Consider the following 26,441-nt stretch of genomic DNA (forward strand, 5'->3'; position numbering starts at 1 on the left):
CACTCGGCAACGCGCTTCTTGGTAACCCCCGATTTTGCGGACGGTGTCTCCTGTGAAACCGCCAGAGACGGGTCAGCATGCTTTCGCGCCGCGCCATATGCCATGCCGACATCCCCTTCCCCATGTGAATATCCCGCATTGCGGCGAACCGATTGCTGCGCCTGCAAGACTCCCTTTGGAGCAAGAGATAGTACGTCTTTGCTGAGCAAGGTTCAAACGTCAGCGCAGCACCAGCACCGCGAGCAGCGCCGCCACGGCCCAGATGCCGATCATCAGCCAGCGATTGCCCCTGCCCTCCGCCCGGCCGATCGCCTCGACCGTTTCCGGCGATAGCGTGATACCGTCCCGCGTTGCCTCGCCGAGTTGGGCGGCAATGCGGGCACCGTTTTCGAGCAGCGCGGGGATCGTCGTTGCCGCGCGGCCGAGTTCGCCAAGGCCTGAGGCGGCCTGTTCCAGCTTGCCGGCGGGGCCGAGATTGCGCTCGATCCACTCGCGGACCACCGGCTCGGAGGCGCTCCACATGTCGAATTCCGGATCGAGCGAGCGCGCCACGCCTTCCACGACGACCATAGTCTTCTGCAGCATCAACAGTTCGGGCCGTGTCTGCATGTCGAAGATGCCGGTGATCTCCAGGAGCAGCGTCAGCAGCTTGCCCATCGAGATGTCGCTGGCGGGCTGGCCATGGATCGGCTCGCCGATCGCCCGCAGCGCCTGGGCGAAGTCCTCTGGTGCGTGGCGCGGCGGCACATAGCCGGCTTCGATATGCACCTCGGCGATCCGCAGATAGTCACGGCGAATGAAGCCGTAGAGGATCTCGGCCAGGAAGCGGCGCTCCGCCTTGCCGAGCCGGCCCATGATGCCTAAATCGACCGCGACGATGTCGCCGGCCGGATCGACGAAGAGATTGCCCTGGTGCATGTCAGCATGGAAGAAGCCGTCGCGCATCGCATGGCGCAGGAAAGCCTGCATCAGGCGGACCGCGACCGCACGCAGGTCGTGGCCGGCGGCTTCGATGGCCGCCGGATCGGAGAGCTTCACGCCGTCGATCCATTCGAGCGTCAGCACGTCGCGCGAGGTGCGCGCCCAGTCGACGGCCGGGACGCGGAAGCCGGGATCACCCTTCGTGCGCTCCGCCATCTCCGACAGCGCCGCGGCCTCGAGGCGGAGGTCCATCTCCATCGACACGGAACGGGCCAACGTATCGACCACGGCGACCGGGCGAAGGCGATGCATTGCCGGGTCGACCGCCTCGACCAGCCCTGCGCCGGCATAGAAGGTGGAGAGATCGCGCTGGAAGCGGCCGCGAACGCCCGGCCGCAGCACCTTGACCGCGACGAAATCGACCGTGCCATCGGCGCGCTGGCGGCTTGCCTTGTGAACCTGGGCGATCGAAGCGGCGGCGATAGGCGGCGAAAATGTCAGGAATAGCTCTTCGACAGGCTTGCCGAGGTCGCGCTGAATCACGAGGCGGGCCGCCAGCTCGCCGAAGGGCTCGATCTCGTCGCGAAGCTTGCCGAGTGCATCCGCGACGTCCTGCCCGACAAAATCTGGCCGCGTCGCCATGAACTGGCCGAGCTTCACATAGGAAGGCCCGAGCCGGTTCAGCGCGGCCGAGATGCGCGCGCCGCGGTCCTCGATCCTGGCAGATCGGCGCTCGAACAGGCGGGCGATCCGGACAAGCAGGACGGCCTGCGGCGGCAGATCGCCGGTCTCAACAATGCCGAACGCGCCCTCGCGCGCCAGAACGAAGCCGGCCGCCGCAACGCGGAAGAGACTGGCGGGGCTCCGTGCCATGACGATCAGATTTTCCAGCCCGAATGGATCGCCGCGATCCCGCCGGTAAAGTTGCGGTAGCTGACGCTTGCGAAGCCGGCGCGGCGGATCATCTCGGCGAAGCGCTCCTGATGCGGGAAGCGGCGGATCGATTCGACGAGATAGCGATAGCTCTCGGCGTCTCCCGCCACGAGGCGTCCCATTTCGGGGATCATGTGGAAGGAATAGAGGTCGTAAATCCGGTCGAGGCCCGGCACGTCGACCGAGGCGAATTCGAGGCAGAGAAAGCGTCCCCCGGGCTTTAGGACGCGGTACGCCTCCTTCAGCGCCAGCTCGATGCGCGGCACGTTGCGGATGCCGAAGGCGATGGTGTAGGCATCGAACCGGCCGCTCTCGAAGGGCAGCTCCTCGGCATTGCCTTCGACGAACTCGACCTTCTCGGCGAGACCGCGCTTGGCGGCGCGCTCGCGGCCGACCTCCAGCATCGAAGCGTTGATGTCGCAGACGATCGCATGCGCCCGGCCGCGGGAGCGATCGATTATGCGAAAGGAGACGTCGCCCGTGCCACCAGCGACATCGAGAACCTCGAAATCACGATTCGAGGGCGGGGCCAGCCAGGAAACCATCGCGTCCTTCCAGACGCGGTGGAGGCCGGCCGACATCAGATCGTTCATCAGATCGTAGCGCGAGGCGACCTTGTGGAACACGGCATCGACCATGCCCTGCTTGGCTCCGACCTCGACGTCGCGGAAGCCGAACGAAGCGTGCTCCCGCGAACCGTTCGCCGAAGTTTCGGTCGTCATGGCGCGCCACTCCTTATATTACACGATACCAACCTGTCGCCTTGATAGCCGAAGCCCGATCCTCGCGCCACGCCAACAGGCCGGAACGAACGCCGCAGCCATTATGCCCGAACTTCCCGAAGTCGAAACCGTCCGCCTCGGTCTCCTGCCGGCGATGGAAGGTGCACGGATCGAGCGCCTCGAATTGCGGCGGCCCGACCTGCGCTTCCCCTTCCCCGAGCGCTTTGCCGAGCGGGTCGGCGGTCGAACTGTGAACTCGCTCGGCCGGCGGGCCAAATATCTCCTGGCCGATCTTGACGATGGCGCGCTGCTCATCATGCATCTCGGCATGTCGGGTTCCTTCCGGATCGAGGCGGGGGACGATGCGGAGACGATCGGCGAGTTCTACCATCCGCGCGGCAAGGCCGGCGTCCACGACCATGTCGTCTTCCATCTCTCCGGTGGGCAGCGTGTCGTCTATAACGATCCGCGCCGCTTCGGCTTCATGGATCTGGCGCGGAGGGACACGGCGGAGGCGAGCCGGCATCTCGCCGCGCTGGGGATCGAGCCGATCGGCAACGAATTCCACGGCGAAGCGCTCCACCGGCTCGTCGCGGGCAAGAAGGCGCCGCTCAAGGCCGCTCTGCTGGATCAGCGCCTCGTCGCCGGGCTTGGCAATATCTATGTCTGCGAGGCGCTGCACCGGGCCGGCCTGTCGCCGGAGCGGCAGGCCGGCAGCCTTCGCCCGGACGAAGCCGAGCGACTGGCCGACGCGGTACGCACGGTTCTTGGCGAGGCGATTGTCGCGGGCGGCTCGTCGCTGCGCGACCATCGCCAGACCAATGGCGAACTCGGCTATTTCCAGCATTCGTTCCGCGTCTATGATCGCGAGGGCGACCCATGTCCGAACCTTACCTGCGACGGCGTGGTCGAGCGCACTGTCCAGTCGGGACGATCGACCTTTCATTGCCGGCGCTGTCAGCTCTGAAGTCTGAGGGCGGGCGGCGCTCCGCCACAGCTCGAAACATGAAAAGCATCGGGAGCAAGGCATGAGCTATGAGACCGTCATCGTCGAGACTCACGGAGCCGTCGGCCTCATCCGGCTCAACCGGCCAAAGGCCCTGAACGCGCTGAGCCGGCAGCTCATCGCCGAACTCAATGCGACGCTTGATGCCTTCGAATCCGACCCGGACATCGCCGCCATCGTGCTCACCGGCTCGGAAAAGGCGTTCGCTGCCGGGGCCGACATCGGCGAGATGCAGCCGCTCGGCTATGTCGACGTCTATGAGAACGACTTCGTCGCCGCGTGGGAGCGGCTTGCCCGTGTCCGCAAGCCGGTGGTCGCGGCCGTGGCCGGCTTCGCTCTTGGCGGGGGCTGCGAGCTCGTCCTGATGTGCGACATTGTGATTGCCGCCGACAACGCAAAGTTCGGCCAGCCGGAAATCACGCTCGGGCTCATCCCCGGCGCCGGCGGCACGCAGCGGCTGGCGCGATCCGTCGGCAAGGCGAAGACCATGGACATGGTGCTGACCGGCCGCCTGATCGACGCTGGCGAAGCCGAGCGGATCGGGCTGATCTCGCGCGTCGTGCCGGCCGCGGACCTCATCGATGCGGCCATCGCGGCGGGCGGGAAGATCGCGTCCCTCTCCGGGCCTTCAGTGAAGATGGCGAAGGAGGCGGTGAACCGGGCGTTCGAGACGCCGCTCTCGGACGGCATCCGCACCGAGCGGCGGCTGTTTCACTCCCTTTTCGCCACCGAGGACGCCAGGGAGGGCATGGCAGCCTTCCTTGAGAAACGGCCGCCGGCCTTCAAGAATCGATGATGCGCGATCGCGCATTGACGCGGCCTGTTGGCCCTACTATAAGGCGCCCTCGAACCGAGGTGGCCCCGAGCTGCCTTTCCGCCTTGTTACGACGTTGCGGTCGTCGGCGCGGAAATCCAACGAACCGAATTGACCAGGAAGGCCCTTAATGGCCAATACGCCGTCCGCCAAGAAAGCCGCCCGCAAGATTGCGCGCCGGGCCGACATCAATCGCACCCGCCGTGGCCGCATGCGCACCTTCGTGCGCAAGGTCGAGGAGGCGATTGCCTCCGGCGACGCCGCCGCCGCCGCGGAGGCGCTTCGCGCCGCCCAGCCGGAGATGATGCGGGCCGCCCAGAAGGGTGTCGTTCCCAAGAACACAGCCTCGCGCAAGGTGTCGCGACTGGCCGCCCGCGTTAAGGCCCTTTCGGCCTGAACCAAGCGTCAAAATCGTATTTTCAAAGCCCGGCTCAGGCCGGGCTTTTTGTTATGCGGGTAAGTGGCTGCACCGCTTGAACAATAGCCGGGCGCGACACGCACGACCGTTCATCCCGCTGCCATCTAGCAAAATTTCCTTATATTTTCCAACATGTTATGACTTGGTAATGTTGGACCTGCGCCCCGTGTTCCGATTCCAACCGAGTCAATAGGCAAGGCGTTTAAATTTTTCGCCCGCTATGGATTTCCCCGCCTTATCGAAAAGCGCGAAACGAAGCCTTTGACTCGCAAGGGTTTACGCAACGCCATCCGCTACGGGGGGCCGAGAGGCGGGACATGAGCAGGCCAACCATGCGCGGAGAGGCGTTGCGATAGGGGGGGTGGCTGTGTATTTTCCCTTCATAGCGATGGCGGCGGAAGTCGTCGTCCGACCGGGAGGGTCAACCGGCAGGGTTTTGCGAGCCCCATGCGCAAAACTCAAATCTAGAAGTGTGACCGCGTGTAAATTCAGCAAATTTGTATCTGTATATTACGGAAGCTCCGTGCGTATTTTTATTGTCTTCCGTCGGGGATGACTTCTCAAGCCTTGTAAAGTGTAGGGTCTGGATTGCGCATGACAGAGATGTCGGGCGCATGAGGGGGTATTATGTCTCGTTCACCTGCCGGCTCGTTCGCCGGCGACGTCACGGCCCTTGAGGCCTTTGAAGCGCTGTCGAGCGAACCGCAATCGGTTCTCATCGACGTGCGGACCAAGGCCGAGTGGGGCTATGTCGGGATTCCGGATCTGAGTTCGATCGGCAAGGAGATCCTGCTGGTCGAATGGCAGAGCTTTCCGGCCATGGCCGTGAATGAGGACTTCGCCGAGGTTCTCTCGGCGGAACTGACCCGGCGGGGGATCGGCCGGGAGACGGCGTTGTTCTTCCTGTGCCGTTCGGGGGTAAGGAGCCTCGCCGCTGCCAATGCGATGGCAGCAGAGGGCTTCGATCGCTGCTTCAACGTCGCCGGGGGCTTCGAAGGCCCGCTCGACGAGGATCGGCATCGCGGCAACGCCGATGGCTGGAAGGCCGCCGGTTTGCCGTGGGTTCAATCGTGACAGACGCAAGAAGGAAAAGGGGCTGTGATGCGCGATGACAGGATTGGAGAATTCGGGGTGGGTACGTCAGCGCTTCGGACGGTCGATATCGAGGAAGACCGTGCGATGACCGTCCGTGCCGACGCACTTCTCTGGGACCGGGTCAAGCGCCGCCTCCGCAGCGAACTGGGGGAGGACGTCTTTTCGAGCTGGTTCGCCCGCGTCGAATTCGAGAGCGCCGATGGCGCCTCCGTCACCCTCTCCGTGCCGACGCGTTTCCTGAAATCCTGGATCCAGGCCCATTATCTCGACAAGCTCATCGGTCTCTGGGGCGCCGAGATCTCCGGTATCCGCCGTGTCGAACTGACCGTTCGCGGCGCTTCGCGTCCCAAGCCGCTGCCAAAGACCGAAAAGCCCGTCGCCCCGGTGCTGGGCGCGGCGGCCGCGCCGACCTTGCTCCCTGCCGCCTCCGCGGCTCCGGTCTCGATGGCGTCGTCACGCATCGATGCCGACACGGCCGGCTCGCCGGTCGATCCGCGCCTGACATTCGAGACGTTCTGCGAAGGCGCGCCGAACCGCGTCGCCTATGCCGCGGCGCGCGCCGTCGCCGAATCCACCGCCGGTCGCCCGACGCCGTTCAACCCGCTCTACATCCATGCGGGCGTCGGCCGCGGCAAGACCCATCTCCTGCACGCGATCGCCCAGGCGGCCTTGCGGGCCGACCCCGGCCGCCGCGTCGTCTATCTGACGGCCGAGCACTTCATGTTCCGCTTCGTCGCGGCGCTGAAGAACCAGTCGGCGATCGCCTTCAAGGAAGGACTTCGCGAGATCGACCTGCTCTTGATCGACGACTTGCAGTTCCTGCAGGGAAAATCGGTGCAGCAGGAGTTCTGCCATACGCTGAACGTCCTGATCGACGGCGCGCGTCAGGTCGTGGTTGCCGCCGACCGGCCATCCGCCGATCTCGAGACGCTGGACGAGCGCGTGCGCTCGCGCCTTCGCGGCGGCGTCGCCTTCGAGATCGGGGCCCCCGATCTCGAATTGCGCCGGCACATATTGGAGAGCCGCTACAAGGTCGCGCAGTCGCAGAGCCCCGGCCTCGACATCCCCTCGACCGTTCTCGAATATGTCGCGCAGTCGGTCGTATCGAATGGCCGCGATCTCGAAGGGGCGCTCAACCGCCTCGTGGCGCAATGGCAGTTCACCCATCAGGCCGTGACCATGGCGTCGGCGGAAGTGACGCTGCGCGACCTCGTCGGCGCGCGGGAGCCGCGACGGGTCAAGATCGAGGACATCCAGAAGATCGTCGCGACGCATTACAACGTTTCGAAGGCGGACCTGCTGTCGAGCCGGCGCACACGCACCATCGTCAGGCCGCGGCAGATCGCGATGTATCTGTCGAAGACGCTGACACCGCGTTCGCTGCCGGAAATCGGCCGCCGCTTCGGTGGGCGCGACCACACGACCGTTTTGCACGCGGTGCGCAAGGTCGAGGAATTGATGCAGGGCGACCAGCATCTGGCGGAAGAGGTCGAGCTGCTGCGGCGCATGATTGACGAATAGCCGTTTCGGTCCGCATCGCTTCAATATCAAGACAGGACGCCGTCCGGCCATCGCGGGACGGCGTTTTGCCTGTCAGGCCTCCCGGATAGCGGACGGCCGTCGGGACAGCGAAGAAGCGGCAATCCGGGCCTTGCGTTTCCCGCCCAAACCCGCCAATTTCTTCGGCCCATACCGGGCGCAAGCCCGCCATCTTCCGCGATCACGCGCCGTTGGCTCGGCCCGCCCTGCAAGGTTCCGCGTTTCATGAGAGCGACCCTCGAGCGATCCAATCTTCTGAAGTCCCTCGCGCACGTTCACCGCGTCGTTGAGCGTCGGAACACCATTCCGATCCTCTCCAACGTACTGATCCGGGCGAATGGCCAGGCGCTGACGCTGAAGGCGACGGATCTCGACCTGGAGGTTCTGGAGACGGTGCCGGCCGAGGTCGGGCGCCCCGGCGGGACCACGGTGCCGGCGCATATGCTTTACGACATCGTCCGCAAGCTGCAGGACGGCTCGGAAGTGGCGCTGGAGACGGCGGTCGATGGCCAGACGCTGACGGTCAGGGCCGGGCGGTCCAATTTCTCGCTGCAGATGCTGCCGGAGAGCGATTTCCCGGATCTGACCATCGGCGAGTTTCCGATCCGCTTTGAGCTTCCCGCCGCGACGTTCAAATCGCTGATCGACCGCACCCAGTTCGCGATCTCGACCGAGGAGACGCGCTATTATCTGAACGGTATCTACCTGCACACGCCAACCATCGAGGGCCGGACGCTGCTGCGCGCCGTGGCGACCGACGGCCACCGTCTGGCGCGCGCGCAGACTTCCGTCCCTACTGGGGCCGAGGGAATGCCCGGCATCATCATTCCGAGGAAGACCGTCGGCGAGATCCAGAAGCTGCTGGATGGCGGCGAGGGCGACGCCATCATTGAGATCTCGGAGACCAAGATCCGCGTCACTTTCGGCCTGGTCGTGCTGACGTCGAAGCTGATCGACGGCACCTTCCCGGATTATGCCCGCGTCATCCCGCAGACCAATGACAAGCTGCTGAAGGTCGACCGGAGCACCTTCTCCTCCGCTGTCGACCGCGTCTCGACCGTGGCGAGCGAGCGCGGCCGCGCCGTCAAGCTGGCGCTGTCCTCGGAGGGACGGCTGGCGCTCAGCGTGAACAATCCCGATTCCGGCTCGGCGACGGAAGAACTCGACGTCGACTATGATTCCGATCCGATCGATATCGGCTTCAACTCGAAATATCTGCTCGACATCGCGGCGCAGTTGAAGACCGACAAGGCGGAATTCCGCTTCGCCGATCCGGGCTCCCCGACCCTGATCCAGGACGAGGGCGACGATTCCGCGCTTTATGTCCTGATGCCGATGCGCGTGTGACGGCTCCGGGCGACGCCGCCGCGCCGCGCATCATGCGCGTTTCGCTTGTCGATTTCCGTTCCTATGCCACGCTCGACCTGACTACTGGCGCCGGCCTCGTGGCGCTCACCGGCGAAAACGGCGCCGGCAAGACCAATCTGCTCGAAGCTCTGTCGCTGTTCTCGCCAGGCCGAGGCTTTCGCCGGGCCGATCCCGCCGACCTGGCGCGGAGCGGCGGCAGCGGCGGCTTCTCCATAGCGCTGACGCTTCAGCGCAACGATATCGAGACGCGGCTCGGCACGGGAATTGAGATCGGCGATACCGGCCCGACGCGGCGCTATCGCATCGATGGCGATAGCGTCGGCTCCGCCACCGCCTTTGCCGATTATCTCCGCCTCGTCTGGCTGGTGCCGGCCATGGACGGGCTCTTCTCCGGTTCGGCCGGCGACCGGCGCCGCTTTCTCGACCGGCTGGTGCTGGCGCTCGACGCTCGCCATGGCAGCCGCGTTTCGGCCTATGAGCGGGCGCTGCGCTCGCGCAACCGCCTGCTGGAGGAACCAGCGCCCGATCGCGCCTGGCTCGATGGCATCGAGGCCGAGGCAGCGGCCCTCGGAACCGCCATCGCCCGGATCCGGCTCGAGACCGTGCGGCGGCTCAGCGCAATCATCGAGGAAGGGAGAGGCGAAGAATCCCCCTTCCCTCATGCCTTGCTGGCGCTCGATGGTGAGATGGATCGCTGGCTGGCCGAGGACAATTCCCTCGCGGAGCACCGTTTCCGAACCGCCCTTCGCGACGGACGCCCTCGCGACGCGGCGGCAAGGCGGGCGCTTGTCGGACCGCAGGCGAGCGATTTTCTCGTGCGGCACGGGCCGAAGGACGTCGCCGCCGATCGCGCCTCGACCGGCGAGCAGAAGGCGCTTCTCGTCGGGCTGGTGCTCGCCCATGCCCGGCTCGTCGCGCGCGAGAGCGGCCTTGCCCCCATCGTCCTCCTCGACGAGATCGCCGCCCATCTCGATATTCGCCGCCGCTCGGCGCTCTATGCGGCGCTCGAACGCCTCGGCAGCCAGGTCTTCATGACCGGCGCCGATCCCGGCCTCTTCGCCGAATTGCCGCAATCGGCGGCGATCTTCCGGGTCGGCGGCGGCAGGGTGGAGCCGATCACCGTTCGGGGAGGATAGCCGACATGACCGGAATCTCGCTTTCGGGGCTGGCGCTTTTCGCGGCGGCGCTTGGCATTGCCGCCTTCTCGCCCGGCCCCGGCATCGCCGCGATCGTCGCGCGCGTGCTCGGGCGGGGCCGCGACGGCGCCATCGCCTTCGTCGCCGGAATGGCGATCGGCGACGTCGTCTGGCTATCGCTCGCCATATTGGGCCTCGCCGTCCTGGCACAGACCTTCCACGAGGTCTTCGCCCTGATCAAATATGCCGGTGCCGCCTATCTGCTCTATGTCGGCTGGAAGATGTGGACGGCTCCGGCCAAAGCCCAAGCTGTCGAGGCCAACACGGCGCGCGAAAGCCGCGTTCGCCTGTTCCTTGGCGGCCTCGCGGTCACCATGGGCAACCCGAAGACCATGGTATTCTACCTCGCCTTGGTGCCGAGCCTCGTCGATCTCTCCGCCGTCGACGGGCTCGCTTTCACCGAGCTGGTCGCCACGACACTCGCGGTACTGACACTTGTCTTCGGCTTCTATGTTGTGCTGGCGCTGCGCGCCCGCCGGCTCTTTTCCAACCCGAGGGCGATCCGCCTCGTCAATCGTGGCAGCGGCGTCGTGATGGCGGGTGCTGCCGTGGCGATCGCCGCGCGGTGAGCGGGTCGTCCGTCCGCGACCCAAACCGCTATGGCGCTTATCTTGAGCCGGCCCGGCGTCGTGCCCATGGTGTCATCGACCGGCTTCCAGCACCGCTGCGCGAGTTCCTGATTTTCGGCTTCAAGGAGGCCTGGGCTTCGCTTTTCGCCGGCCTGATGCTCGGCGCCATCCTCATCTCCAAGCTCGTCTGGCAGGAGGGTTGGCTTCTCGCGCGCTATGATTTCCTGTTCCTCTTCGCGATCGCGGTGCAGGCTGCCTTTCTGGCGCTGAAGCTGGAGCGGTTCGACGAGGCGAAGGTCATTCTGCTCTTCCATGTCGTCGGAACGGTCATGGAGCTCTTCAAGACCCATATGGGCTCGTGGCAATATCCTGAGGCAAATTTCTTCCGCATTGGCGGGGTGCCGCTGTTTTCGGGCTTTCTCTATTCCTGCGTCGGCAGCTACATCGCCCGCTCGACCCGCATTTTCGATCTCCGCTACCGTAACTTCCCGCCGCTCTGGCTGGCCGGGCTGGTGTCGGCGTTGATCTACGTGAATTTCTTCAGCCATCACTTCGTGCCGGACATGCGGATCGCTCTCTTCGCTGCGACGATCCTCGTCTTCGGGCGGACAAGCGTCCAGTTCACCGTCGACCAGACGCCGCGCCGCATGCCGCTCGTCGTCGCCTTCCTGCTCATCGCGCTGTTCATCTGGTTTGCCGAAGTGATTGGCACGGCGAGTGCCACTTGGAGCTATGCCCGTACCGGCCTCGTCTCCCCGGCCAAGTTCGGCTCGTGGTATCTCCTGATGATCCTCTCCTATGTGCTGGTGCTCCTCGTCCATCCGCCCAGGTCCTTTCTCGCGCAGGTTTCGGCAGATCGCCTGCCTTCCGGCGTGAATCTCGGCTCCTGAGGGCGTAGCATCGCCGCGGCGAATCAGTTGGAAGGCCCGAATTAATGCCGCTTTCGCGCGCCCGCGCCGCGCTCAAATCCGTCTTCGGCTATGACGATTTCCGACCAGGCCAGGACGAGGTGATCGGGGCGGTGCTCGCCGGCGAGAATGTGCTCGCCGTCATGCCGACCGGTTCGGGCAAATCCATGTGCTACCAGCTGCCGGCCGTGGTCGATGGCGGGCTCACCGTGGTCGTCTCGCCGCTGATCGCGCTGATGCGCGACCAGGTGCAGCAGATGGGCCATGTCGGCGTCGCCGCCGCGACGCTGAATTCGGGCAATGGCGATGAAGCCAATCGCGAGACGCTGAAGCGGCTCCGGGCCGGCGAGGTCTCGCTGCTCTTCGTCTCGCCGGAGCGGCTTGCGGGTGACGGGCTGATTTCCCTGCTGGCGGCCAGTTCCGTCAGGCGGCTCGCCATTGACGAGGCACATTGCGTCTCGCAGTGGGGCCATGATTTCCGCCCGGAATATCGCCAGCTGGCCCAGGTCCGGCAGGCGCTCGGCAATGTCCAGGTCGTGGCGCTGACGGCTACGGCCGACCAAGCGACGCGCAACGACATCGCGAGCCAGCTCTTCCCCGCGCCGCCGCGCATTGTTGTTCACTCCTTCGACCGGCCGAACCTGCATCTGCGCTTCGAGGCCAAGGACAAGCCGAGGAACCAGATCGCAGATTTTCTCGAGCGGCATCGCGGCTCGAACGGCATCCTCTACGCCGCCTCGCGCGACCGCACCGAGAAGCTGGCGGAATGGCTCTGCGGCAAGGGTGTCCGCGCACTCGCCTATCATGCCGGGCTCGATGCGGCGGTGCGCTCGCAGCGGCAGGACGTCTTCCTGCAGGAGGACGGCGTCGTCATGTGCGCAACGATCGCCTTCGGCATGGGCATCAACAAGCCGGATGTGCGCTTCGTCATCCACGCCGATCTGCCCTCCGGCGTAGAGGCTTATTACCAGGAGATCGGGCGCGCCGGGCGCGACGGCCTGCCGGCCGAGACGCTGACGCTCTACGGCATCGACGATTTCGCCTTCCGCCGACGCCAGATCGACGAGAAGGCGATCAGCGACGCCCAGCGCCAGCTGGAGCACCGGCGCTTCTCGGCCATGATCGACCTCGCCGAAGCCGTCACCTGCCGCCGGCAGGCGCTGCTCGCCTATTTCGGCGAGACGAGCGGACCCTGCGGGGCGTGCGACCTCTGCCAGGGTGGTGCCGAACTGGTTGACGCCACGGTGGATGCGCAGAAGGTGCTGTCGGCCGTCATGCGCACCGGCCAGCGCTATGGCGCCGGCCATCTGGTCGACATCCTGCGCGGCGAGGCCAGCGACAATGTCCGCCGGCTCGGCCATGACCAGATCAAGACCTTCGGGGTCGGCGCGGCCCGTGGCGCCAATGAGTGGCGGACCGTCATCCGCCAGCTTTTCGCCGCCGGGGCCCTCGCCGAGGCCAGCGCGGAGCATGGCGGCTTCCGCCTGACCGACACGGGCGAAAACATCCTCTTCGGCCGCGAGACGATCGCGCTTCGGAAGAGCCGCGAGGCGCCGAAGCGGGCGCGGCGTTCCGAAGCGCGCGAGAACCGCACCAGCGGCCTCGACGATGCCGCGTCATCGCTGTTCGAGGCCCTGCGCGCGCTCCGCCGCGAGATCGCCCGCGAGGAAGGTGTTGCCGCCTATATGGTCTTCCCCGACCGGACGCTGATCGAGATGGCGGAGACCAAGCCGGCGACGCTCGCCGAGATGCGCGAAGTCCAGGGCGTCGGCGAGCGCAAGCTGTCGCTCTATGGCGAGGTGTTTCTGGAACGGATCGCCGAGATCGGCTGAGCCTATGCGCCGGGCGGCGGCGGGTCGCCGGCCGCCTGGCGTCGCATCCACCAGCCTCGCCCCAGATGCAGCACGACGAGCGAGACCAGGCCGATCGCCAGCGCGACGAGCAGCTTGTGCTCGATATGATGCAGGCGGCCGGCATATTGCTCGATGATCTGACCGAAGAAATAGCCGATCGACGTGACGAGCGCGGCCCAGACCGCAGCCGCGACAACGTTCAGCGGCGTATAGAGCCACGGGGAAACGCCCGCTATGCCGATGGCGATCGGGCTTATCGTTCGTACACCGTAGATGAAGCGGAAGGACAGGATGAACAGAACGCGGCGGCGATGGATGATATCCAGCACCTTTGCAAAAGCAGGCCGTACCGTCTGGCGCTTCACCAGCCTCGAATCCGCAGAATATCTTCCTATATAATAGAGGATCTGGTCGGACGTGACCGAACCGGCAAAGGCGGCCAGAAAGACGGTGATCGGGTTCATGACGCCCTGATGCGCCAGAAATCCCGCTGCGATCAGCACGCTGTCGCCTTCGATGATCACACCGAAATAGACAACGACAAGGCCGTAGGTCGCCAGGAACTGATCGATTGCGTGCATCATTGGTGGAGTTCGATCGCCTCTTTCGCCGCCAAATGAAACGGGAGAATCGATGCTCCGCCGTCCCGGCGCAAGCCCGCCGGAGACACGCGTCGCCGGGAACCGCCGAAACGGCGGCAGAATGCGGCCGCGCCACCTTGGCGCCGTCTTTCAATGATAGGCGGAAACGTGCAATTCGCACGACGAAGCAATAGATTAGCACGACGAATCGAGTTCTCGCGCGCGTGTATGCGCGCGAATCCAAGGAAGATTGAATGTCGGATACCGCCCGCGACCAAGCCACCGAAGCCTACGGCGCCGATTCCATCAAGGTTCTGAAGGGCTTGGATGCTGTCCGCAAGCGCCCTGGCATGTATATCGGCGATACGGACGATGGTTCGGGCCTGCACCACATGGTCTATGAGGTCGTCGATAACGCGATCGACGAAGCGCTAGCCGGCCATGCCGACCTCGTCAGCGTGACGCTCAATCCGGACGGATCCTGCACGGTCATCGACAATGGCCGTGGCATTCCGACCGATATTCATACCGGCGAGGGCATTTCCGCCGCCGAAGTGATCATGACGCAGCTCCATGCTGGCGGGAAGTTCGACCAGAATTCCTACAAGGTCTCGGGCGGCCTGCACGGTGTCGGCGTCTCGGTGGTGAACGCGCTGTCGAGCTGGCTAAAGCTCAAGATCCGCCGCGGCGGGAAAATCCATGAGATGAGCTTCACGCATGGCAATGCCGATGCGCCGCTCAAGGAGACGGGCACCTACGAGGCCATGGACGTGGCCGGCGTCAATGAGGGCCGCAGCGGCAGCGAGATCAGCTTCCTGCCGTCGACGGAGACGTTCACGAAGGTTGAGTTCGATTTCGACACGCTGGAACATCGGCTGCGCGAGCTCGCCTTCCTGAACTCCGGCGTCCGCATCGTTCTGACCGATCGTCGCGGTGTCGAGCCGCGCCGCGAGGAACTGATCTATACGGGCGGGCTGGAAGCCTTCGTGCGCTATCTCGACCGCGCCAAGCATCCGCTGCTGCCGGGCCCGATCGGCATTTCGGCGGAACGTGACGGGATCACCGTCGAAGTCGCGATGTGGTGGAACGACAGTTACCACGAGAATGTGCTCTGCTTCACCAACAACATCCCGCAACGCGATGGCGGCACGCATCTCGCCGGTTTTCGCGGCGCGTTGACGCGGCAGATCACCAGCTATGCCGACAGCCAGGGCGTCTCGAAGCGCGAGAAGGTGTCGCTCACCGGTGATGATTGCCGCGAAGGCCTGACGGCCGTGCTCTCCGTCAAGGTGCCCGATCCGAAATTCTCGTCGCAGACCAAGGACAAGCTGGTCTCGTCCGAGGTCCGGCCCGTGGTCGAAAGCCTCGTCAACGATCTGCTCGGCCAGTGGTTCGAAGAGCATCCGGGCGAGGGCAAGCAGGTCCTCACCAAGGTCGTCGAGGCCGCGACGGCGCGCGAGGCGGCGCGCAAGGCGCGCGAGCTGACGCGCCGCAAGGGTGCGCTCGACATCGCCTCGCTGCCCGGCAAGCTCGCCGATTGCCAGGAGCGCGATCCAGCCAAGTCCGAAATCTTCATCGTCGAGGGCGACTCGGCAGGTGGCTCGGCCAAGCAGGGCCGCAACCGCGAGAACCAGGCCGTGCTGCCGCTGCGCGGCAAGATCCTGAACGTGGAACGAGCCCGCTTCGACAAGATGCTCTCGTCCGAGCAGATCGGCATGCTGATCATTGCGCTCGGCACATCGATCGGCAAGGACGAGTTCGCGCCAGACAAGCTGCGCTACCACAAGATCATCATCATGACGGACGCCGACGTCGACGGCGCCCATATCCGGACCCTGTTGCTGACGTTCTTTTTCCGCCAGATGCCGGAGCTGATCGAGCGCGGACACATCTTCATCGCCCAGCCGCCGCTCTACAAAGTCACGCGGGGCCGTTCCGAGCAATATCTGAAGAACGAGCGGGCTCTTGAGGACTATCTCATCACCCAGGGCGTCGAGGACGCGTCGCTGACGCTGGAGAATGGCGAAGTGATCGCCGGGGCGGACCTCGCCTCGATCGTGAGCGACACGCGCACCGTCAAGCATCTGATCGACGCGATGCACACACGCTATGACCGCACGCTCATCGAGCAGGCGGCAATCGCCGGGGCGCTCAACACCGCTGTGATGAACGATCCCGATCAGGCGCAGGCGGCGGTCCAGGAAGTGGCGCGGCGTCTCGACACCGTCGCCGACGACATCGAACGCGGCTGGACGGGGAAAGTCGGCAGCGATGGCGGCTATCTGTTCGAACGCGAGGTGCGCGGCGTACGCGAGGCGACCATGATCGATGCCGCGCTGGTCGATTCCGCCGATGCACGCAAGCTCGACAGCCTCACGGCCGGCATGCGCGAGATCTACGGCGCTCCGTCGCGCTTCCGCCGCAAGGACAATGAGACGCCGATCTTCGGGCCGCGCTCGCTGCTCGATGCCGTCTATGCCGCCGGCCGCAAAGGCATCCAGCTGCAGCGCTACAAAGGCCTCGGCGAGATGAACGCAAGCCAGCTCTGGGAGACGACGCTCGATCCGAATGTCCGTTCCCTGCTGCAGGTGCGCATCAAGGAGGCCGACGCAGCCGATGATCTGTTCACGAAGCTGATGGGCGACGAGGTCGAGCCGCGCCGCGACTTCATCCAGGACAATGCGCTCAACGTCGTCAATCTGGACGTCTGAGTTCGCCTCCTCCTGACAGGCGGCCGGCGCTTACAGCCGGCGCGCCGCTTCGCTGCGGGCATGGTAGTCGGCGTCGATCTGTCCCTCGCCAGCCTTGAAGTAATATTGGCTGGCGACGAGCCAGCCCTTCAGCGGCCTGAGCGGCGGAATGCAGGTGGCGAGCAGGAAGGGCAAAGTCGTGAAGAGGTGCACCCAATAGGGCGCCTGGAACGCGACCTCGATCCACAGCGCCAGGACCACCGCCGGCACGCAGGCAAAACAGATCACGAAGAAAGCCGGGCCGTCCGCCGGGTCGGCGAAGGAATAATCGAGGCCGCAGACCTCGCAGCGGGGCGCCAGCGTCAGGAAGCCGCTGAAGAGATGCCCTTCGCCGCAACGTGGGCATCGCCCCCGGATCCCCGTCTTGAGCGGGGAGAGCGGCGGATATTCGGGTCTGCGCGGTTCCATAAACGGGAACTCCAACTTCCAGTCGATTGATCTTCATATTGTATGGATCGCGGCATATTAAATGGCATTGACCCGTCTATTGTATGGATCCGTTTGTAGGGTCTTCAGCAGGAACCGCCATGTGGCAGCCCCGGATTCAGAAATCGGCTCCCTCGAAGTTCATGGGCCTCGTCGCGGCGATCGCGGAGGACATCGCGGCAGGGCTGATCACGGAAGGCGAGCGCATGCCGCCCCAACGCGGCGTCGCCGATGCGCTCGGCATCGACCTCACCACAGTCACGCGTGCCTATCGGGAAGCGAAAACGCGCGGCCTCCTTTCCGCCAGGCCCGGACGCGGAGGGACCTGGGTTGCGGGAAACGCCGACACGCTCGCGCGCCGGGCCGGGGAAAGCCCGGTCGATCTCAGCCTCAACATCCCGCCGCAGCCCGCCCGCGCCGATCTCCCAGCGCGGATCGGCCGAGCGATGGCGGATATCCTGCGAGCGGGCACGGCGTCGCCGCTGCAATACGTGCCCTCGATCGGCTCCGAAGCGGACCGGGCCGCGGGTGCCGCCTGGCTGCTGGAGGCGTTCGGACCGGACCTTTCCGATCGGATCGCCGTCACCAACGGAGCGCAGGCCGCGCTCCACGCCGTCTGTGCAACCCTGCTGCGGCCCGGTGACGGCCTCTGCGCTGGCGCCTCCACCTACCCGGGCGTCAAGGACGTAGCGGCGCAGATCGGCATCTCGTTGATCGGCCTTGCCATGGACCGCGAAGGGATCCTTCCGGACGCCTTCGAGACGGCTTGTGAGCGCCATCGCCCGAAGGCGATCTATGTCGTGCCGACGATCGACAATCCAACCACTGCAACCATGCCGACATCGCGGCGGGAGGCGATCGTAGCGGTGGCGCGACGCTTCGACATCATCATCGTCGAGGACGATCCCTATCGGCCGCTCGCGGACGGCGCGCCCGCGCCGATCGCCACGATCGGGCCGGAACGCAGCTACCACATCGCCACGCTGTCGAAATGCGCAACGCCCGGACTGCGGATCGCCTATCTCGCCGCGCCCTCCGCCAGCGCCCTGATCGGACCCGGCGAAGTCCTGCGGGCGACCGCGCTGATGGCGTCTCCGCTCATGGCGGCGGTTGCCTCGCGCTGGATCTCCGATGGCACGCTACACCGGATCACCGCCGCACTCACGGAAGAGGCCGCGGCGCGTCAGCTATTGGCGGCGCGCTACCTTGCGGCGGCGGACTACCGTGCGGATGCGAACGGCTACCATCTCTGGCTCACCATGCGAGACGGCTGGACATCCTCTGCCTTTGCCGCCGCCGCCGGCACGGGCGGCGTCGCCGTCGTTCCCGGCGCAGCCTTCGCGATCGGTCATGATGGAGCCGGCGCCGTCCGAGTCTCGCTCGGTGCGGCGCCGGATCGCACGGCGCTCGCATCCGGCCTTCGCCGCCTGCGCGACCTCCTTTCGGGTCCGCCGGCCTGACAGCCGAGGGTCGCCCGCCGGAATAGGTTTCCCGATTTCGGAACCGTCATGTCCGATTTTTCTTGAATCGCGGATTTTCCATTCCCACTTCCGTTCTCGTTGGGAAATTTCCAGGAAGGAAGGATCCATGACCCAAACTCAGGCCCTGCGTCCCGGTTGGACGCCGCTCACCATCGCGATGATGGTCCTCGGCTTCGTCTTTTTCTGGCCGCTCGGTCTGGCCATGCTCGCCTACATCATCTGGGGCGATCGCATTCCCGAGTTTCGCCGGAATGCAAAGAGCATGAAGGCCGATTTCAGCCGGTCGTTCGGTGGTTGTGGTGCGCGCAAGAGCTGGAACAGTGCTCCCAGCGGCAATGCAGCGTTTGACGACTATCGCGAAGCCGAGCTTCGCCGGCTCGACGAGGAGCGCCGCCGTCTTGAGGATGAGCGCGCCGAATTCGAAACCTTCGTCCGCAATCTGCGGCGCGCTCGCGACCAGGAAGAGTTCGACCGCTTCAAGGCCGATCGGGACCGGGCTCGCCCGCAAGCCGCCAATGGTGAGAACGACGGGCGCATCATCGACCTCTAAATTCAGGTCGACGCATCCATTCGAGGCCGGGCCGCAAGGTCCGGCCTTTTTCATGCGAAACTGACATGACGAATCACCGCCGGTCGTGAAACAGGCCATGGGCTTCCTGCCGAGACTCCGCAGCCGAGGCGCCGAGACGCCACCGACGCCCGATCATTGCCATGTCGAGATCGACGGCGAGCGGGTTCGCGTCGCGCTCAACTGGAATCCACGGGCCAGCCGCTACACGCTGCGCCTGCGCGGTTCGGTGCGTGAGCCCGTCGTCACCATTCCCTATCGCGGTACGCTGGCCGAGGTGCGCGGCTTTCTCGACCGGCATCGCGGCTGGCTGAAGGCGCGCATCGACGCGCTGCCGATGGCGACGCCGCTTGCCGATGGCGCATCGATCCCGCTGCGCGGCGAGAGCGTCCGCCTTCGCCATGTCGGCGGTCGTGGCACGGTCCGGCTGCAACACACCCTTACGGGCGACGAGCTGGTCGTGGCTGGCGATGCCGAGCACCTTCCCCGCCGGGTCACCGATTTCCTGAAGCGGGAGGCGCGGGCCGATCTCGAGGCAGCGACGGCCCGCCATGCGGCGGCTCTCGGCGTCACCGTCAAGGCGATCCGCCTGGGCGATCCGGCGAGCCGCTGGGGTTCCTGCTCCTCGTCGGGAACGATCGCCTACTCATGGCGCATCATCATGGCGCCGCCCGAGGTGCTCGACTACCTCGTCGCGCATGAAGTGGCGCATTTGCGGGAGATGAACCATTCGCCGCGCTTCTGGCGCCTGGTCCGCACGATTTGCCCAGGCATGGAGGCGGGCAAGGACTGGTTGCACCGACATGGCGCCAGCCTGCATGCGGTGGGCGCCGACTGATCCGGCCTCCCGGCCCTCCGATTCGGACCCCTCCCTATTCGTCATAGTTGCATCGCCGCATTGGCGCGATCATGCTGCAGATCCGGTCTACCGAACGGATTGGCACCATGATCCACCGCATGTTCGTGTCACTGGCGTTTCTTGTCCTTCTGGCCACGTCAGCCTTCGCGGCCTGCGACGGACCCGTCGTCGCGCTGAAGAAGACCACGACGCAGGATCATGATTCCGGCATCCTCGTTTCCGGCGACACGGTGATCCTGCGCCCCAAGCCGGATGGCTGGAATGCGCTGCTGCTGCGCCAGGTCGTCGGCAGCGAGATTGACGTCTGCTTCACCATCGCGGCACGGATCGATGACGATCCGCGCTCATCCGCCGGCGGGATCCAGTTCTGGCGTTCGGGACAGTCAACCAGCGACGATTTCTATGCCTTGGAGGTCGATTCGGGCGGCAATGCCGCGGTTCTTCGCTACGAAAACGAGAAGTGGATCAGCATCGTCAAATGGGGCCGGGCCAAGTCGCTGAAGAAGGGCCTCAACGAGCGCAATGAACTCCGCCTGACGACCAGCGGCGACACGGCGAAGCTCTACATCAATGGCAAGCTCTACAAGACAGTCGAACGCCTGCCGGGCGGCAAGGGCGGCTACGCCACGGCGCTGATGGCCGAGGCCAACAAGGCGGCCGCCCAATTCGATTTCACCAATGTGCGCTCGCCGACGCAGACCGACACGCCGGCGACCCCGTCCGCGGACGCGAGCCCCGTGACACCCGCCGACGATGCGCAGAAGACCGCGGAGGCGGCCAAGGAAGTCGTGCCGCCGCTCGATGTCGAGGGCAAGCGGATCTACGATCTGCTGATGGCGGTGCCGCTCAATCCGGCCTACGCCGCACTCGTCCGTTCCGACTTCGTGGCGGCGACGGGAAATCTGGCGCCGTCGCAGCGCTGGCAACATGGTTCGGCGGAGGTCACCTATGCCCTGAAGCCGCTGGCGGGCAGCACGGCAAGCCGGCTGTCATTCCTCATCTATCCCGACGCAACCGAAGCCGCGAAATATCTCGCAGAGAAGATCTCGGGCTCCAACTTCTTCTGGGATTCGCCCGAGGGCAGCGTGCACCACGACACTTATGATGCCGACGCTCCGTTCGGTCATCCCATCGACTATGCCTTCGGCATCCAGGCGCTGAAGCGCATAGGCTGGACGCGGTGGGCCTACCAGGATGGCCGTGTCGTCATCATTGCCTTCACCGACCAGACGCTGGAACCCTTGAAGGAAGGGGTCGTCACCACCGACAAGGTCTCGGACGAAACGCTGGAGCGGGGACTCAATCTTCTGCTCGCGGGCAAATACCAGCTCGACGCGATCCAGGACATGAAGATCAGCACCGGAACGGGTCCGGCGAATGGTGTCACGGCATCGCTGAATGCCGAGATGCAGGCTGTCTACGATCGGCTGCTGGCGACACCGCCCGATGCCAACAATCTCGCCAAGCTCGACACGGCGCTGATCGATGTGAAGGGCAGTCTGACACCGCCCACGGGACACGGCACGGCCGAGATCGTCTATGCGCTGAAGTCCCCTGCCGACACCGTCGAGACCAGCTTGTCGTTCTATTTCTTTCCCGACGCGGCGGCGTCCGGCCAATATCTGAGCCTGGAGAACTTCGACAATTCGATCTTCACCGAGCTGGGGACCAACAAGTTCGGGCAAGGCCAGATCGACCCGTTCCCGCCCTTCAACGAGAAGCTCAGCTACATGGTCGGCGAAGCCGAGGGGGAGAAGCGCGGATGGGTTCGCTTTCCCTATCAGGACGACAATGTCGTCATCGTCGCGCAGACGGGCGAGAAAAAGACCAGCGATGCGCCCTACAAGGTGTCGGCGGAAGCCATGCGTCAGGGTGCCCTGCTCCTGGCGCTCGGCAAGCTGCAGCTCGATGCGGCGCGGGCCTCAAAGGCCGCACCGGCGAGCGAGGCTCCCTCCGCCGCGCCAGCCGCATCCGGCAAGGCCCCCCTACCGAGCGGGCCGTCGTCGACCCAGAAGGTCCAGTGATCCGGGACAATCGGCCGGCGGTTCCCCCATTCCGGCCGATGCGCGATGTGATCCGGGACGAAACCCGGACCGTTTCGCTCCCAAACGGCGTGAAACGAACGCCGTCCGGGCGATGTCAGTTCTTCAGCGCCGACGTGCCGTCAATTGCCGCCGGATAGGGCAGGTCGCTCACCAGCTTCGATGCCGGCTTGTCCTGCGCGAAGATCGTATCGAGATCGATCGTCACATAGGTCAAGCGGTGCGCGTAATCGGAGATCATCAGCTTGTTGTGCGTCAGATCCTTGATCGCCACCCACTGCGTATAGTCGGAGACGACTTCCTTGCCGTCCGTACTCTGGGCGATGCCGATCGGGATATCGACCGTGTTGAGAACGTGGCCGATCGCCTGGATCGCCTCGGCGCCGGTCTGCGGCGGCGTGATGTTGTGGCGCATGAAGGCGGCGCGGACGAAGCGCGAGGGCGGGGTGAAATCTCCCGGCAGACCCATCATGCCACCGCCCTGGCCGAGCGCGGTGACATTCACGGAGCCGATGTCGCGGCTGTTCACGCCGATGGTCGACAGGTTCAGATAGTTGCGTACGTTCAGGAGATGCCAGTCATAGGTCGGCGCGTTGGTAAGCACATGCGCGGCATTGTCGTACATCTTGAGTTCGCCGCCGACATATTCGACGACGACGCCGTCGCCCGTCTTGTCGGTGAAGACCATATGGATGGTCGGGGGGGTCGGGCCGGAGGGCAGCGACGGATCGGTCCAGACCTTGATCTTCGGCAAGTTCGCGCGGACGTCGGCGACCGAGCCGTTCATGCCGAGCACCCACTGGCCGAAGCCCAGGATCGACACGTAGCTGGTGTCGTCCTTGGTCACGGTCTGATACTGCGTGAAGCCCGGCAGGAAGTTGCCGCTGACGCCGAGGCCAGCGGAATTCTGGCCTTCCAGAATGGCGCCACCCGGGATGACCTCGGCGCTGATGCCGACCACGGCGTATTGCGTCGCGACCTTGTTCGCCGGAAGGCCAAGTTCCGGCGGCGCCGTCAGCGTCAGCTCGGTACCCTTGGGGAAGCTCTGCAGCGTCCATTTCATGTCGAACGCCCATTCCATGGTGCGTCCGGCGATGACCGTGTTGTCGGCGGCGACGATGTCAACCGCTGTGCAGGCGAAGGCCTGGCTGAAGCTGGCCGCGAGCGCCAGGCCGGCGGCGAGAATGCGTAGCATGAGAACCTCTTCCTATGACCGCGGCGAGCCATGCGGCCCGTCGCCACGCCCCGTCGCGATCGTAGCAGATCGCGGTTAAGGCTTCACGAGGGTCAGCGTCAGCGCCATGAAATGTCGACCGCGATCATCTCGTGGTCGGAGATGGCCCGCCGCTCGCTGTCGACCGCCTCGATGGTTCGCGGATGCGAGGCTTGCACACCGCGCGTGAACAACCAGTCGATGCGCCGGAACGGCGGCAAAGGCTTGCCGTCGGGAAGGGTGCGCAGCGTCGCCTGGGCATCGTTGCTGGGGAGCCAATCGAAGCCGGCCGCCCGCAGCAGGGCAAAAAGCGGTTCGTCGGCCTCCGGCTGCGTCAGCCACAGCGACGGATCGAGCGGCAGAGCCTTCGTGTTCAGATCGCCGCCGACGATCGCCGGAGAGCCTGGATAGAGTCGGTCCAGCGTTTCGATGAGCCGGCGTATCTGCGCGGCACGGTCGGCTGCGTCCGACTTGCTCTCGAGGTGAACGGAAACGGCAAGCAGCGGGCCGGCACGGGTTTCGATCTCGGGGCGACCGCCATGCGGAAACCGAGACGGCGCTGACCCTCCCGCGCATCGATCCACCATACGGCGCCGTCATCGAGACGGATCAAGGCCACATTGGAGAAGGGCAGCCGCGACAGAACGGCATTGCCATGGAAACCGACATCATTGCGCTCGCCGCGGTGCCATTCGCTTTCGCGCTCGTCGCCGATGCCAAGTTCCAGAAACTCCACGCCATAGGCGTAGCCCATGTCGAGCGCTGCCGCGAGATCGGCAACGGTGTGGCGGTTGCCGGAGCGGGCCATGCCGATATCGGCCTCCGACAGGAGCAGAACATCGGGCCCGACCGCCCGCACCAGGTCGGCCGAAGGCGCCGCATGCTTGAGCCGCTCGGCGTTCCAGGCGGCCACTCGGAGCGTCCCGGTATCGGGGACGCGCCTCGGCGCCGCCCGCACTTCCAGCGCGTTGAACGCCAGAAGATCGAGGGCGAGGCCATCATGGGCCGCGCGCGTCAGCTCCGCCTGCGGAGCTGCGCCGAAGAGCTCCGCAGGCGGCGTCGGCAAGGCGGGCACCGTGGCGGTCACGACGTGGGGAACGTTCACCCGATGGTCCATGGTCGGCTCTCTCAAGCATCGACGTCGGAGAGGCGACGATTGACCCGCTCGGCGAGGTCGCGGGCCCGGACGAGGCATTCGGCGCGCTCGGCCTCAAAACGCTCGCCGATCTCCATGATCAGCGCCGTTCCCGGCAGCACGTCGATCTCGTCGAAGATCGGCTCCCACGGAATATCGCCCCAGCCGATCGGCAGGTGCAGATCGCCGATGCCGAGCGCGATCGCCTCGCTCGTATAGTAGAATTTCGACATCGTATAAGGCCGGCCGAAGCTGTCATGGACGTGCAAATGGCCGGTGACCGGCGCCATGGCGCGGACCTCGTCCCGGAAGTCGGCGCCGATGCGCGTCGTCTCGATATAGGCATGGCTGAAATCGATCAGCCCGACGAGGGAGGGATGATCGACCGCGCGGATCGTCTCGGCCAGTTCGGACGGCGTCTGGCGATATTCGGTGTCGGCGACGGCGAAGATGTTTTCGAGCGCGATCCGAACGCCGATCTTCGCCGCGGCTTCGGCCATTTCCGCCAGGGCGTCGCGCTCCATCGCGTCATACTTGGCCAGCAACGGCCGCGGGCCGATCGGCGCCTGGCCGCAATGATGGACGAGGACGTCGGCACCGACGCGCTCGCACAATTCCAGCATCGCCCGTACGGCGGCCTTCTGATAGGCGAGATGGGTCTCGTCCATGAAGTTCGAGACGATGAGGCCATGCACCGTATAGCGGATGTCGAACTTGGCGCAGATCTCGGCGAGGCGCCGGGCGCGGCCCTCGATGACGCGTCCGCCCGAGATCAGGTCCTCGCCGAAAAGGGCGAGTTCCGCGACATCGGCGCCGAGATCGACGATGCGGCGCAGCGATTCCTCAAGATGGCCGAGGTCGCCGTTCTTGGCCGTGGTCGAGAAGCCGACATGGGAGATGATGTTCGACATGGAAACCTCGCTTTGAAACGTCAATCGGCGCGAACCGACGCCAATATCTCGGCCGGGCGCTCGATCCGCAGACCGGTATCGGCAGAATAGAGATGAATGTCTTCCGGCGCGAAGGCGACGGCGACGCTATCGCCCGGCTTCAGCGCCGTGGTCGTAGCGAGCGCCACCGCGAAGGATAGTCCGTCGAGATCGGTATGCACCACACGGCCGGCACCCAGTTCCTCGACGAAATCGACGGTCGCGGCGAGGGAGCCCGGCGTTCCCGGCTCGACGAAGCGCGCCGCTTCCGGCCGAACGCCGAGCGCGACGCGAGCGCCCGCCTTCGCATGGCCTGGTGAAAGTGCGACGCGGCGGTCCCTGTCATAGAGGAACACGTCATGCGCATCGACGACGCCTTCGAGCAGGTTCATCGCTGGCGAGCCGACAAAGCCGGCGACGAACCGGCTGGCTGGACGGTTATAGACGTCGGCCGGCGTGCCGACCTGCTCGACGCGGCCGCCATTCATGACGACGAGGCGGTCGGCCAGCGTCATCGCCTCGATCTGGTCATGCGTCACGAAGACCGAGGTGGCGCCGAGCCGGCGATGCAGGCGGCGGATTTCGGCACGCATGGCAACGCGCAGCTTGGCGTCGAGATTGGAGAGCGGCTCGTCAAACAGGAAGACGCCGGGCTCGCGCACGATCGCCCGGCCCATGGCGACGCGCTGGCGCTGGCCGCCGGAAAGCGCGGCGGGCTTCCTATCGAGGAAGGCTTCGAGGCCGACGATCTTGGCCGTCGCCGCGACGCGCGCCCGGCGCTCGGGCTTGGGCACGCCGGCTACTTTCAGCGCATAGCCGATATTCTCAGCCACGCTCATATGCGGATAGAGCGCGTAATTCTGGAACACCATCGCGCAGCCGCGCTCGCGCGGCTCCAGTCGGTTGACGACGCGGCCATCGATCGCGATCTCGCCGGACGATATTTCCTCAAGCCCGGCGATCATGCGCAGGAGGGTCGACTTGCCACAGCCCGACGGGCCGAGAATGACGATGAACTCGCCCGAGGCGATGTCGAGATCGACGCCATGGACGACGGTGTTCTTCGCATAGGCCTTCCTGACGTTCCGGATCGCGATCGAACCCATCTTCGTTCC

At 65.3% G+C, this 26,441-nt stretch carries 24 protein-coding genes; 15 read left to right on the forward strand and 9 right to left on the reverse strand.

Features of this window, described 5'->3' with window-relative positions; genetic code table 11:
- Positions 1–219 precede the first annotated feature (219 nt).
- Positions 220–1,794: a 2-polyprenylphenol 6-hydroxylase gene (gene ubiB, locus OSH05_RS08625; protein ID WP_104221187.1), complete on the reverse strand. Its 1,575-nt coding sequence runs from the start codon at positions 1,792–1,794 to the stop codon at positions 220–222.
- 5 nt (positions 1,795–1,799) lie between these two features.
- Positions 1,800–2,576 carry a bifunctional demethylmenaquinone methyltransferase/2-methoxy-6-polyprenyl-1,4-benzoquinol methylase UbiE gene (ubiE, locus tag OSH05_RS08630; RefSeq protein WP_104221186.1) on the reverse strand — a complete coding sequence of 259 codons (777 nt, stop codon included), beginning with the start codon at positions 2,574–2,576 and terminating at the stop codon, positions 1,800–1,802.
- Positions 2,577–2,679: 103 nt separating this feature from the next.
- On the opposite strand from ubiE, the gene mutM reads away from it, so the two are divergent.
- The 10 genes from mutM (at position 2,680) to recQ (ending at position 13,321) form a co-directional block, all read left to right on the forward strand.
- The gene (gene mutM, locus OSH05_RS08635; RefSeq protein WP_104221185.1) at positions 2,680–3,543 is read left to right on the forward strand and encodes a bifunctional DNA-formamidopyrimidine glycosylase/DNA-(apurinic or apyrimidinic site) lyase; all 864 of its coding nucleotides are present in this window, start codon (positions 2,680–2,682) and stop codon (positions 3,541–3,543) included.
- Positions 3,544–3,604: 61 nt separating this feature from the next.
- A complete protein-coding gene (locus OSH05_RS08640; RefSeq protein WP_104221184.1) occupies positions 3,605–4,378 on the forward strand; it encodes an enoyl-CoA hydratase in 774 nt (257 codons plus the stop codon).
- Positions 4,379–4,526: 148 nt separating this feature from the next.
- Positions 4,527–4,793 (forward strand): 30S ribosomal protein S20, encoded by a 267-nt coding sequence (gene rpsT / locus OSH05_RS08645; protein WP_104221183.1) that lies wholly within the window; start codon positions 4,527–4,529, stop codon positions 4,791–4,793.
- 648 nt (positions 4,794–5,441) lie between these two features.
- A complete protein-coding gene (locus OSH05_RS08650; RefSeq protein ID WP_104221182.1) occupies positions 5,442–5,888 on the forward strand; it encodes a rhodanese-like domain-containing protein in 447 nt (148 codons plus the stop codon).
- Positions 5,889–5,915: 27 nt separating this feature from the next.
- Complete coding sequence (gene dnaA / locus OSH05_RS08655) at positions 5,916–7,430, forward strand: chromosomal replication initiator protein DnaA (protein ID WP_104221181.1); 1,515 nt, start codon at positions 5,916–5,918, stop codon at positions 7,428–7,430.
- Positions 7,431–7,673: 243 nt separating this feature from the next.
- Complete coding sequence (gene dnaN, locus OSH05_RS08660; protein ID WP_104221180.1) at positions 7,674–8,795, forward strand: DNA polymerase III subunit beta; 1,122 nt, start codon at positions 7,674–7,676, stop codon at positions 8,793–8,795.
- A gap of 32 nt (positions 8,796–8,827) precedes the next feature.
- On the forward strand, positions 8,828–9,952 hold the full coding sequence (recF, locus tag OSH05_RS08665; RefSeq protein WP_104221218.1) for a DNA replication/repair protein RecF: 1,125 nt from the start codon (positions 8,828–8,830) through the stop codon (positions 9,950–9,952).
- A 5-nt stretch (positions 9,953–9,957) separates the two neighbouring features.
- Entirely contained in the window at positions 9,958–10,581 is a 624-nt protein-coding gene (locus tag OSH05_RS08670; RefSeq protein WP_104221179.1) for a LysE family translocator, read from the forward strand.
- On the forward strand, positions 10,578–11,471 hold the full coding sequence (locus OSH05_RS08675; RefSeq protein ID WP_104221178.1) for a DUF817 domain-containing protein: 894 nt from the start codon (positions 10,578–10,580) through the stop codon (positions 11,469–11,471). Before OSH05_RS08670 ends, OSH05_RS08675 begins: the two co-directional genes overlap by 4 nt.
- 44 nt (positions 11,472–11,515) lie before the next feature.
- Positions 11,516–13,321, forward strand: coding sequence for a DNA helicase RecQ (gene recQ, locus OSH05_RS08680; protein WP_104221177.1), 1,806 nt, complete (start codon positions 11,516–11,518; stop codon positions 13,319–13,321).
- Positions 13,322–13,323: 2 nt separating this feature from the next.
- Here the strand turns inward: recQ and OSH05_RS08685 are convergent, their stop codons facing one another.
- Positions 13,324–13,926 carry a DedA family protein gene (locus tag OSH05_RS08685; RefSeq protein ID WP_104221176.1) on the reverse strand — a complete coding sequence of 201 codons (603 nt, stop codon included), beginning with the start codon at positions 13,924–13,926 and terminating at the stop codon, positions 13,324–13,326.
- Positions 13,927–14,177: 251 nt separating this feature from the next.
- Here OSH05_RS08685 and gyrB point away from each other — a divergent pair, with 251 nt between their 5' ends.
- A complete protein-coding gene (gene gyrB, locus OSH05_RS08690) occupies positions 14,178–16,634 on the forward strand; it encodes a DNA topoisomerase (ATP-hydrolyzing) subunit B (protein ID WP_266352122.1) in 2,457 nt (818 codons plus the stop codon).
- A 30-nt stretch (positions 16,635–16,664) separates the two neighbouring features.
- Here the strand turns inward: gyrB and OSH05_RS08695 are convergent, their stop codons facing one another.
- Positions 16,665–17,081 carry a DUF983 domain-containing protein gene (locus tag OSH05_RS08695; protein ID WP_104219572.1) on the reverse strand — a complete coding sequence of 139 codons (417 nt, stop codon included), beginning with the start codon at positions 17,079–17,081 and terminating at the stop codon, positions 16,665–16,667.
- Positions 17,082–17,200: 119 nt separating this feature from the next.
- Between OSH05_RS08695 and OSH05_RS08700 the strand changes: the two genes are divergently transcribed.
- From OSH05_RS08700 to OSH05_RS08715, 4 genes are all read left to right on the forward strand, one after another.
- Positions 17,201–18,559 (forward strand): aminotransferase-like domain-containing protein, encoded by a 1,359-nt coding sequence (locus tag OSH05_RS08700; RefSeq protein ID WP_104219571.1) that lies wholly within the window; start codon positions 17,201–17,203, stop codon positions 18,557–18,559.
- A gap of 127 nt (positions 18,560–18,686) precedes the next feature.
- Entirely contained in the window at positions 18,687–19,130 is a 444-nt protein-coding gene (locus OSH05_RS08705; RefSeq protein WP_104219570.1) for a DUF2852 domain-containing protein, read from the forward strand.
- Between the two features lie 85 nt (positions 19,131–19,215).
- Positions 19,216–19,986, forward strand: a complete 771-nt coding sequence (locus OSH05_RS08710) for a M48 family metallopeptidase (RefSeq protein ID WP_266352123.1) — start codon at positions 19,216–19,218, stop codon at positions 19,984–19,986.
- A gap of 107 nt (positions 19,987–20,093) precedes the next feature.
- Entirely contained in the window at positions 20,094–22,031 is a 1,938-nt protein-coding gene (locus OSH05_RS08715) for a hypothetical protein (protein ID WP_133163122.1), read from the forward strand.
- Between the two features lie 115 nt (positions 22,032–22,146).
- Here the strand turns inward: OSH05_RS08715 and OSH05_RS08720 are convergent, their stop codons facing one another.
- The 5 genes from OSH05_RS08720 to OSH05_RS08735 form a co-directional block, all read right to left on the reverse strand.
- Positions 22,147–23,244, reverse strand: a complete 1,098-nt coding sequence (locus tag OSH05_RS08720; RefSeq protein ID WP_104219567.1) for a choloylglycine hydrolase family protein — start codon at positions 23,242–23,244, stop codon at positions 22,147–22,149.
- Between the two features lie 98 nt (positions 23,245–23,342).
- Positions 23,343–23,705, reverse strand: coding sequence for an endonuclease/exonuclease/phosphatase family protein (locus tag OSH05_RS25120; protein WP_323181446.1), 363 nt, complete (start codon positions 23,703–23,705; stop codon positions 23,343–23,345).
- Positions 23,636–24,367 carry an endonuclease/exonuclease/phosphatase family protein gene (locus tag OSH05_RS08725; RefSeq protein WP_133163121.1) on the reverse strand — a complete coding sequence of 244 codons (732 nt, stop codon included), beginning with the start codon at positions 24,365–24,367 and terminating at the stop codon, positions 23,636–23,638. Before OSH05_RS08725 ends, OSH05_RS25120 begins: the two co-directional genes overlap by 70 nt.
- A gap of 23 nt (positions 24,368–24,390) precedes the next feature.
- Entirely contained in the window at positions 24,391–25,308 is a 918-nt protein-coding gene (locus OSH05_RS08730; RefSeq protein WP_104219565.1) for a sugar phosphate isomerase/epimerase family protein, read from the reverse strand.
- Between the two features lie 20 nt (positions 25,309–25,328).
- Positions 25,329–26,432 (reverse strand): sn-glycerol-3-phosphate import ATP-binding protein UgpC, encoded by a 1,104-nt coding sequence (locus OSH05_RS08735; protein ID WP_104219564.1) that lies wholly within the window; start codon positions 26,430–26,432, stop codon positions 25,329–25,331.
- Positions 26,433–26,441 lie beyond the last annotated feature (9 nt).

It is taken from the genome of Kaistia algarum, assembly GCF_026343945.1.
Lineage (GTDB): Bacteria > Pseudomonadota > Alphaproteobacteria > Rhizobiales > Kaistiaceae > Kaistia > Kaistia algarum.

What these genes read in the sequence shown, in the direction of transcription:
- dnaN (WP_104221180.1), top strand. Translation starts at nt 7,674, where the DNA reads ATGAGAGCGACCCTCGAGCGATCCAATCTTCTGAAGTCCCTCGCGCAC.
- OSH05_RS08730 (WP_104219565.1), bottom strand. Translation starts at nt 25,308, where the DNA reads ATGTCGAACATCATCTCCCATGTCGGCTTCTCGACCACGGCCAAGAAC.
- OSH05_RS08695 (WP_104219572.1), bottom strand. Translation starts at nt 17,081, where the DNA reads ATGGAACCGCGCAGACCCGAATATCCGCCGCTCTCCCCGCTCAAGACG.
- ubiB (WP_104221187.1), bottom strand. Translation starts at nt 1,794, where the DNA reads ATGGCACGGAGCCCCGCCAGTCTCTTCCGCGTTGCGGCGGCCGGCTTC.
- OSH05_RS08685 (WP_104221176.1), bottom strand. Translation starts at nt 13,926, where the DNA reads ATGATGCACGCAATCGATCAGTTCCTGGCGACCTACGGCCTTGTCGTT.
- OSH05_RS08705 (WP_104219570.1), top strand. Translation starts at nt 18,687, where the DNA reads ATGACCCAAACTCAGGCCCTGCGTCCCGGTTGGACGCCGCTCACCATC.
- OSH05_RS08670 (WP_104221179.1), top strand. Translation starts at nt 9,958, where the DNA reads ATGACCGGAATCTCGCTTTCGGGGCTGGCGCTTTTCGCGGCGGCGCTT.
- recQ (WP_104221177.1), top strand. Translation starts at nt 11,516, where the DNA reads ATGCCGCTTTCGCGCGCCCGCGCCGCGCTCAAATCCGTCTTCGGCTAT.
- OSH05_RS08640 (WP_104221184.1), top strand. Translation starts at nt 3,605, where the DNA reads ATGAGCTATGAGACCGTCATCGTCGAGACTCACGGAGCCGTCGGCCTC.
- ubiE (WP_104221186.1), bottom strand. Translation starts at nt 2,576, where the DNA reads ATGACGACCGAAACTTCGGCGAACGGTTCGCGGGAGCACGCTTCGTTC.
- dnaA (WP_104221181.1), top strand. Translation starts at nt 5,916, where the DNA reads ATGCGCGATGACAGGATTGGAGAATTCGGGGTGGGTACGTCAGCGCTT.
- OSH05_RS08715 (WP_133163122.1), top strand. Translation starts at nt 20,094, where the DNA reads ATGATCCACCGCATGTTCGTGTCACTGGCGTTTCTTGTCCTTCTGGCC.
- OSH05_RS08720 (WP_104219567.1), bottom strand. Translation starts at nt 23,244, where the DNA reads ATGCTACGCATTCTCGCCGCCGGCCTGGCGCTCGCGGCCAGCTTCAGC.
- rpsT (WP_104221183.1), top strand. Translation starts at nt 4,527, where the DNA reads ATGGCCAATACGCCGTCCGCCAAGAAAGCCGCCCGCAAGATTGCGCGC.
- gyrB (WP_266352122.1), top strand. Translation starts at nt 14,178, where the DNA reads ATGTCGGATACCGCCCGCGACCAAGCCACCGAAGCCTACGGCGCCGAT.
- OSH05_RS08735 (WP_104219564.1), bottom strand. Translation starts at nt 26,432, where the DNA reads ATGGGTTCGATCGCGATCCGGAACGTCAGGAAGGCCTATGCGAAGAAC.
- OSH05_RS08650 (WP_104221182.1), top strand. Translation starts at nt 5,442, where the DNA reads ATGTCTCGTTCACCTGCCGGCTCGTTCGCCGGCGACGTCACGGCCCTT.
- OSH05_RS08700 (WP_104219571.1), top strand. Translation starts at nt 17,201, where the DNA reads ATGTGGCAGCCCCGGATTCAGAAATCGGCTCCCTCGAAGTTCATGGGC.
- recF (WP_104221218.1), top strand. Translation starts at nt 8,828, where the DNA reads ATGCGCGTTTCGCTTGTCGATTTCCGTTCCTATGCCACGCTCGACCTG.
- mutM (WP_104221185.1), top strand. Translation starts at nt 2,680, where the DNA reads ATGCCCGAACTTCCCGAAGTCGAAACCGTCCGCCTCGGTCTCCTGCCG.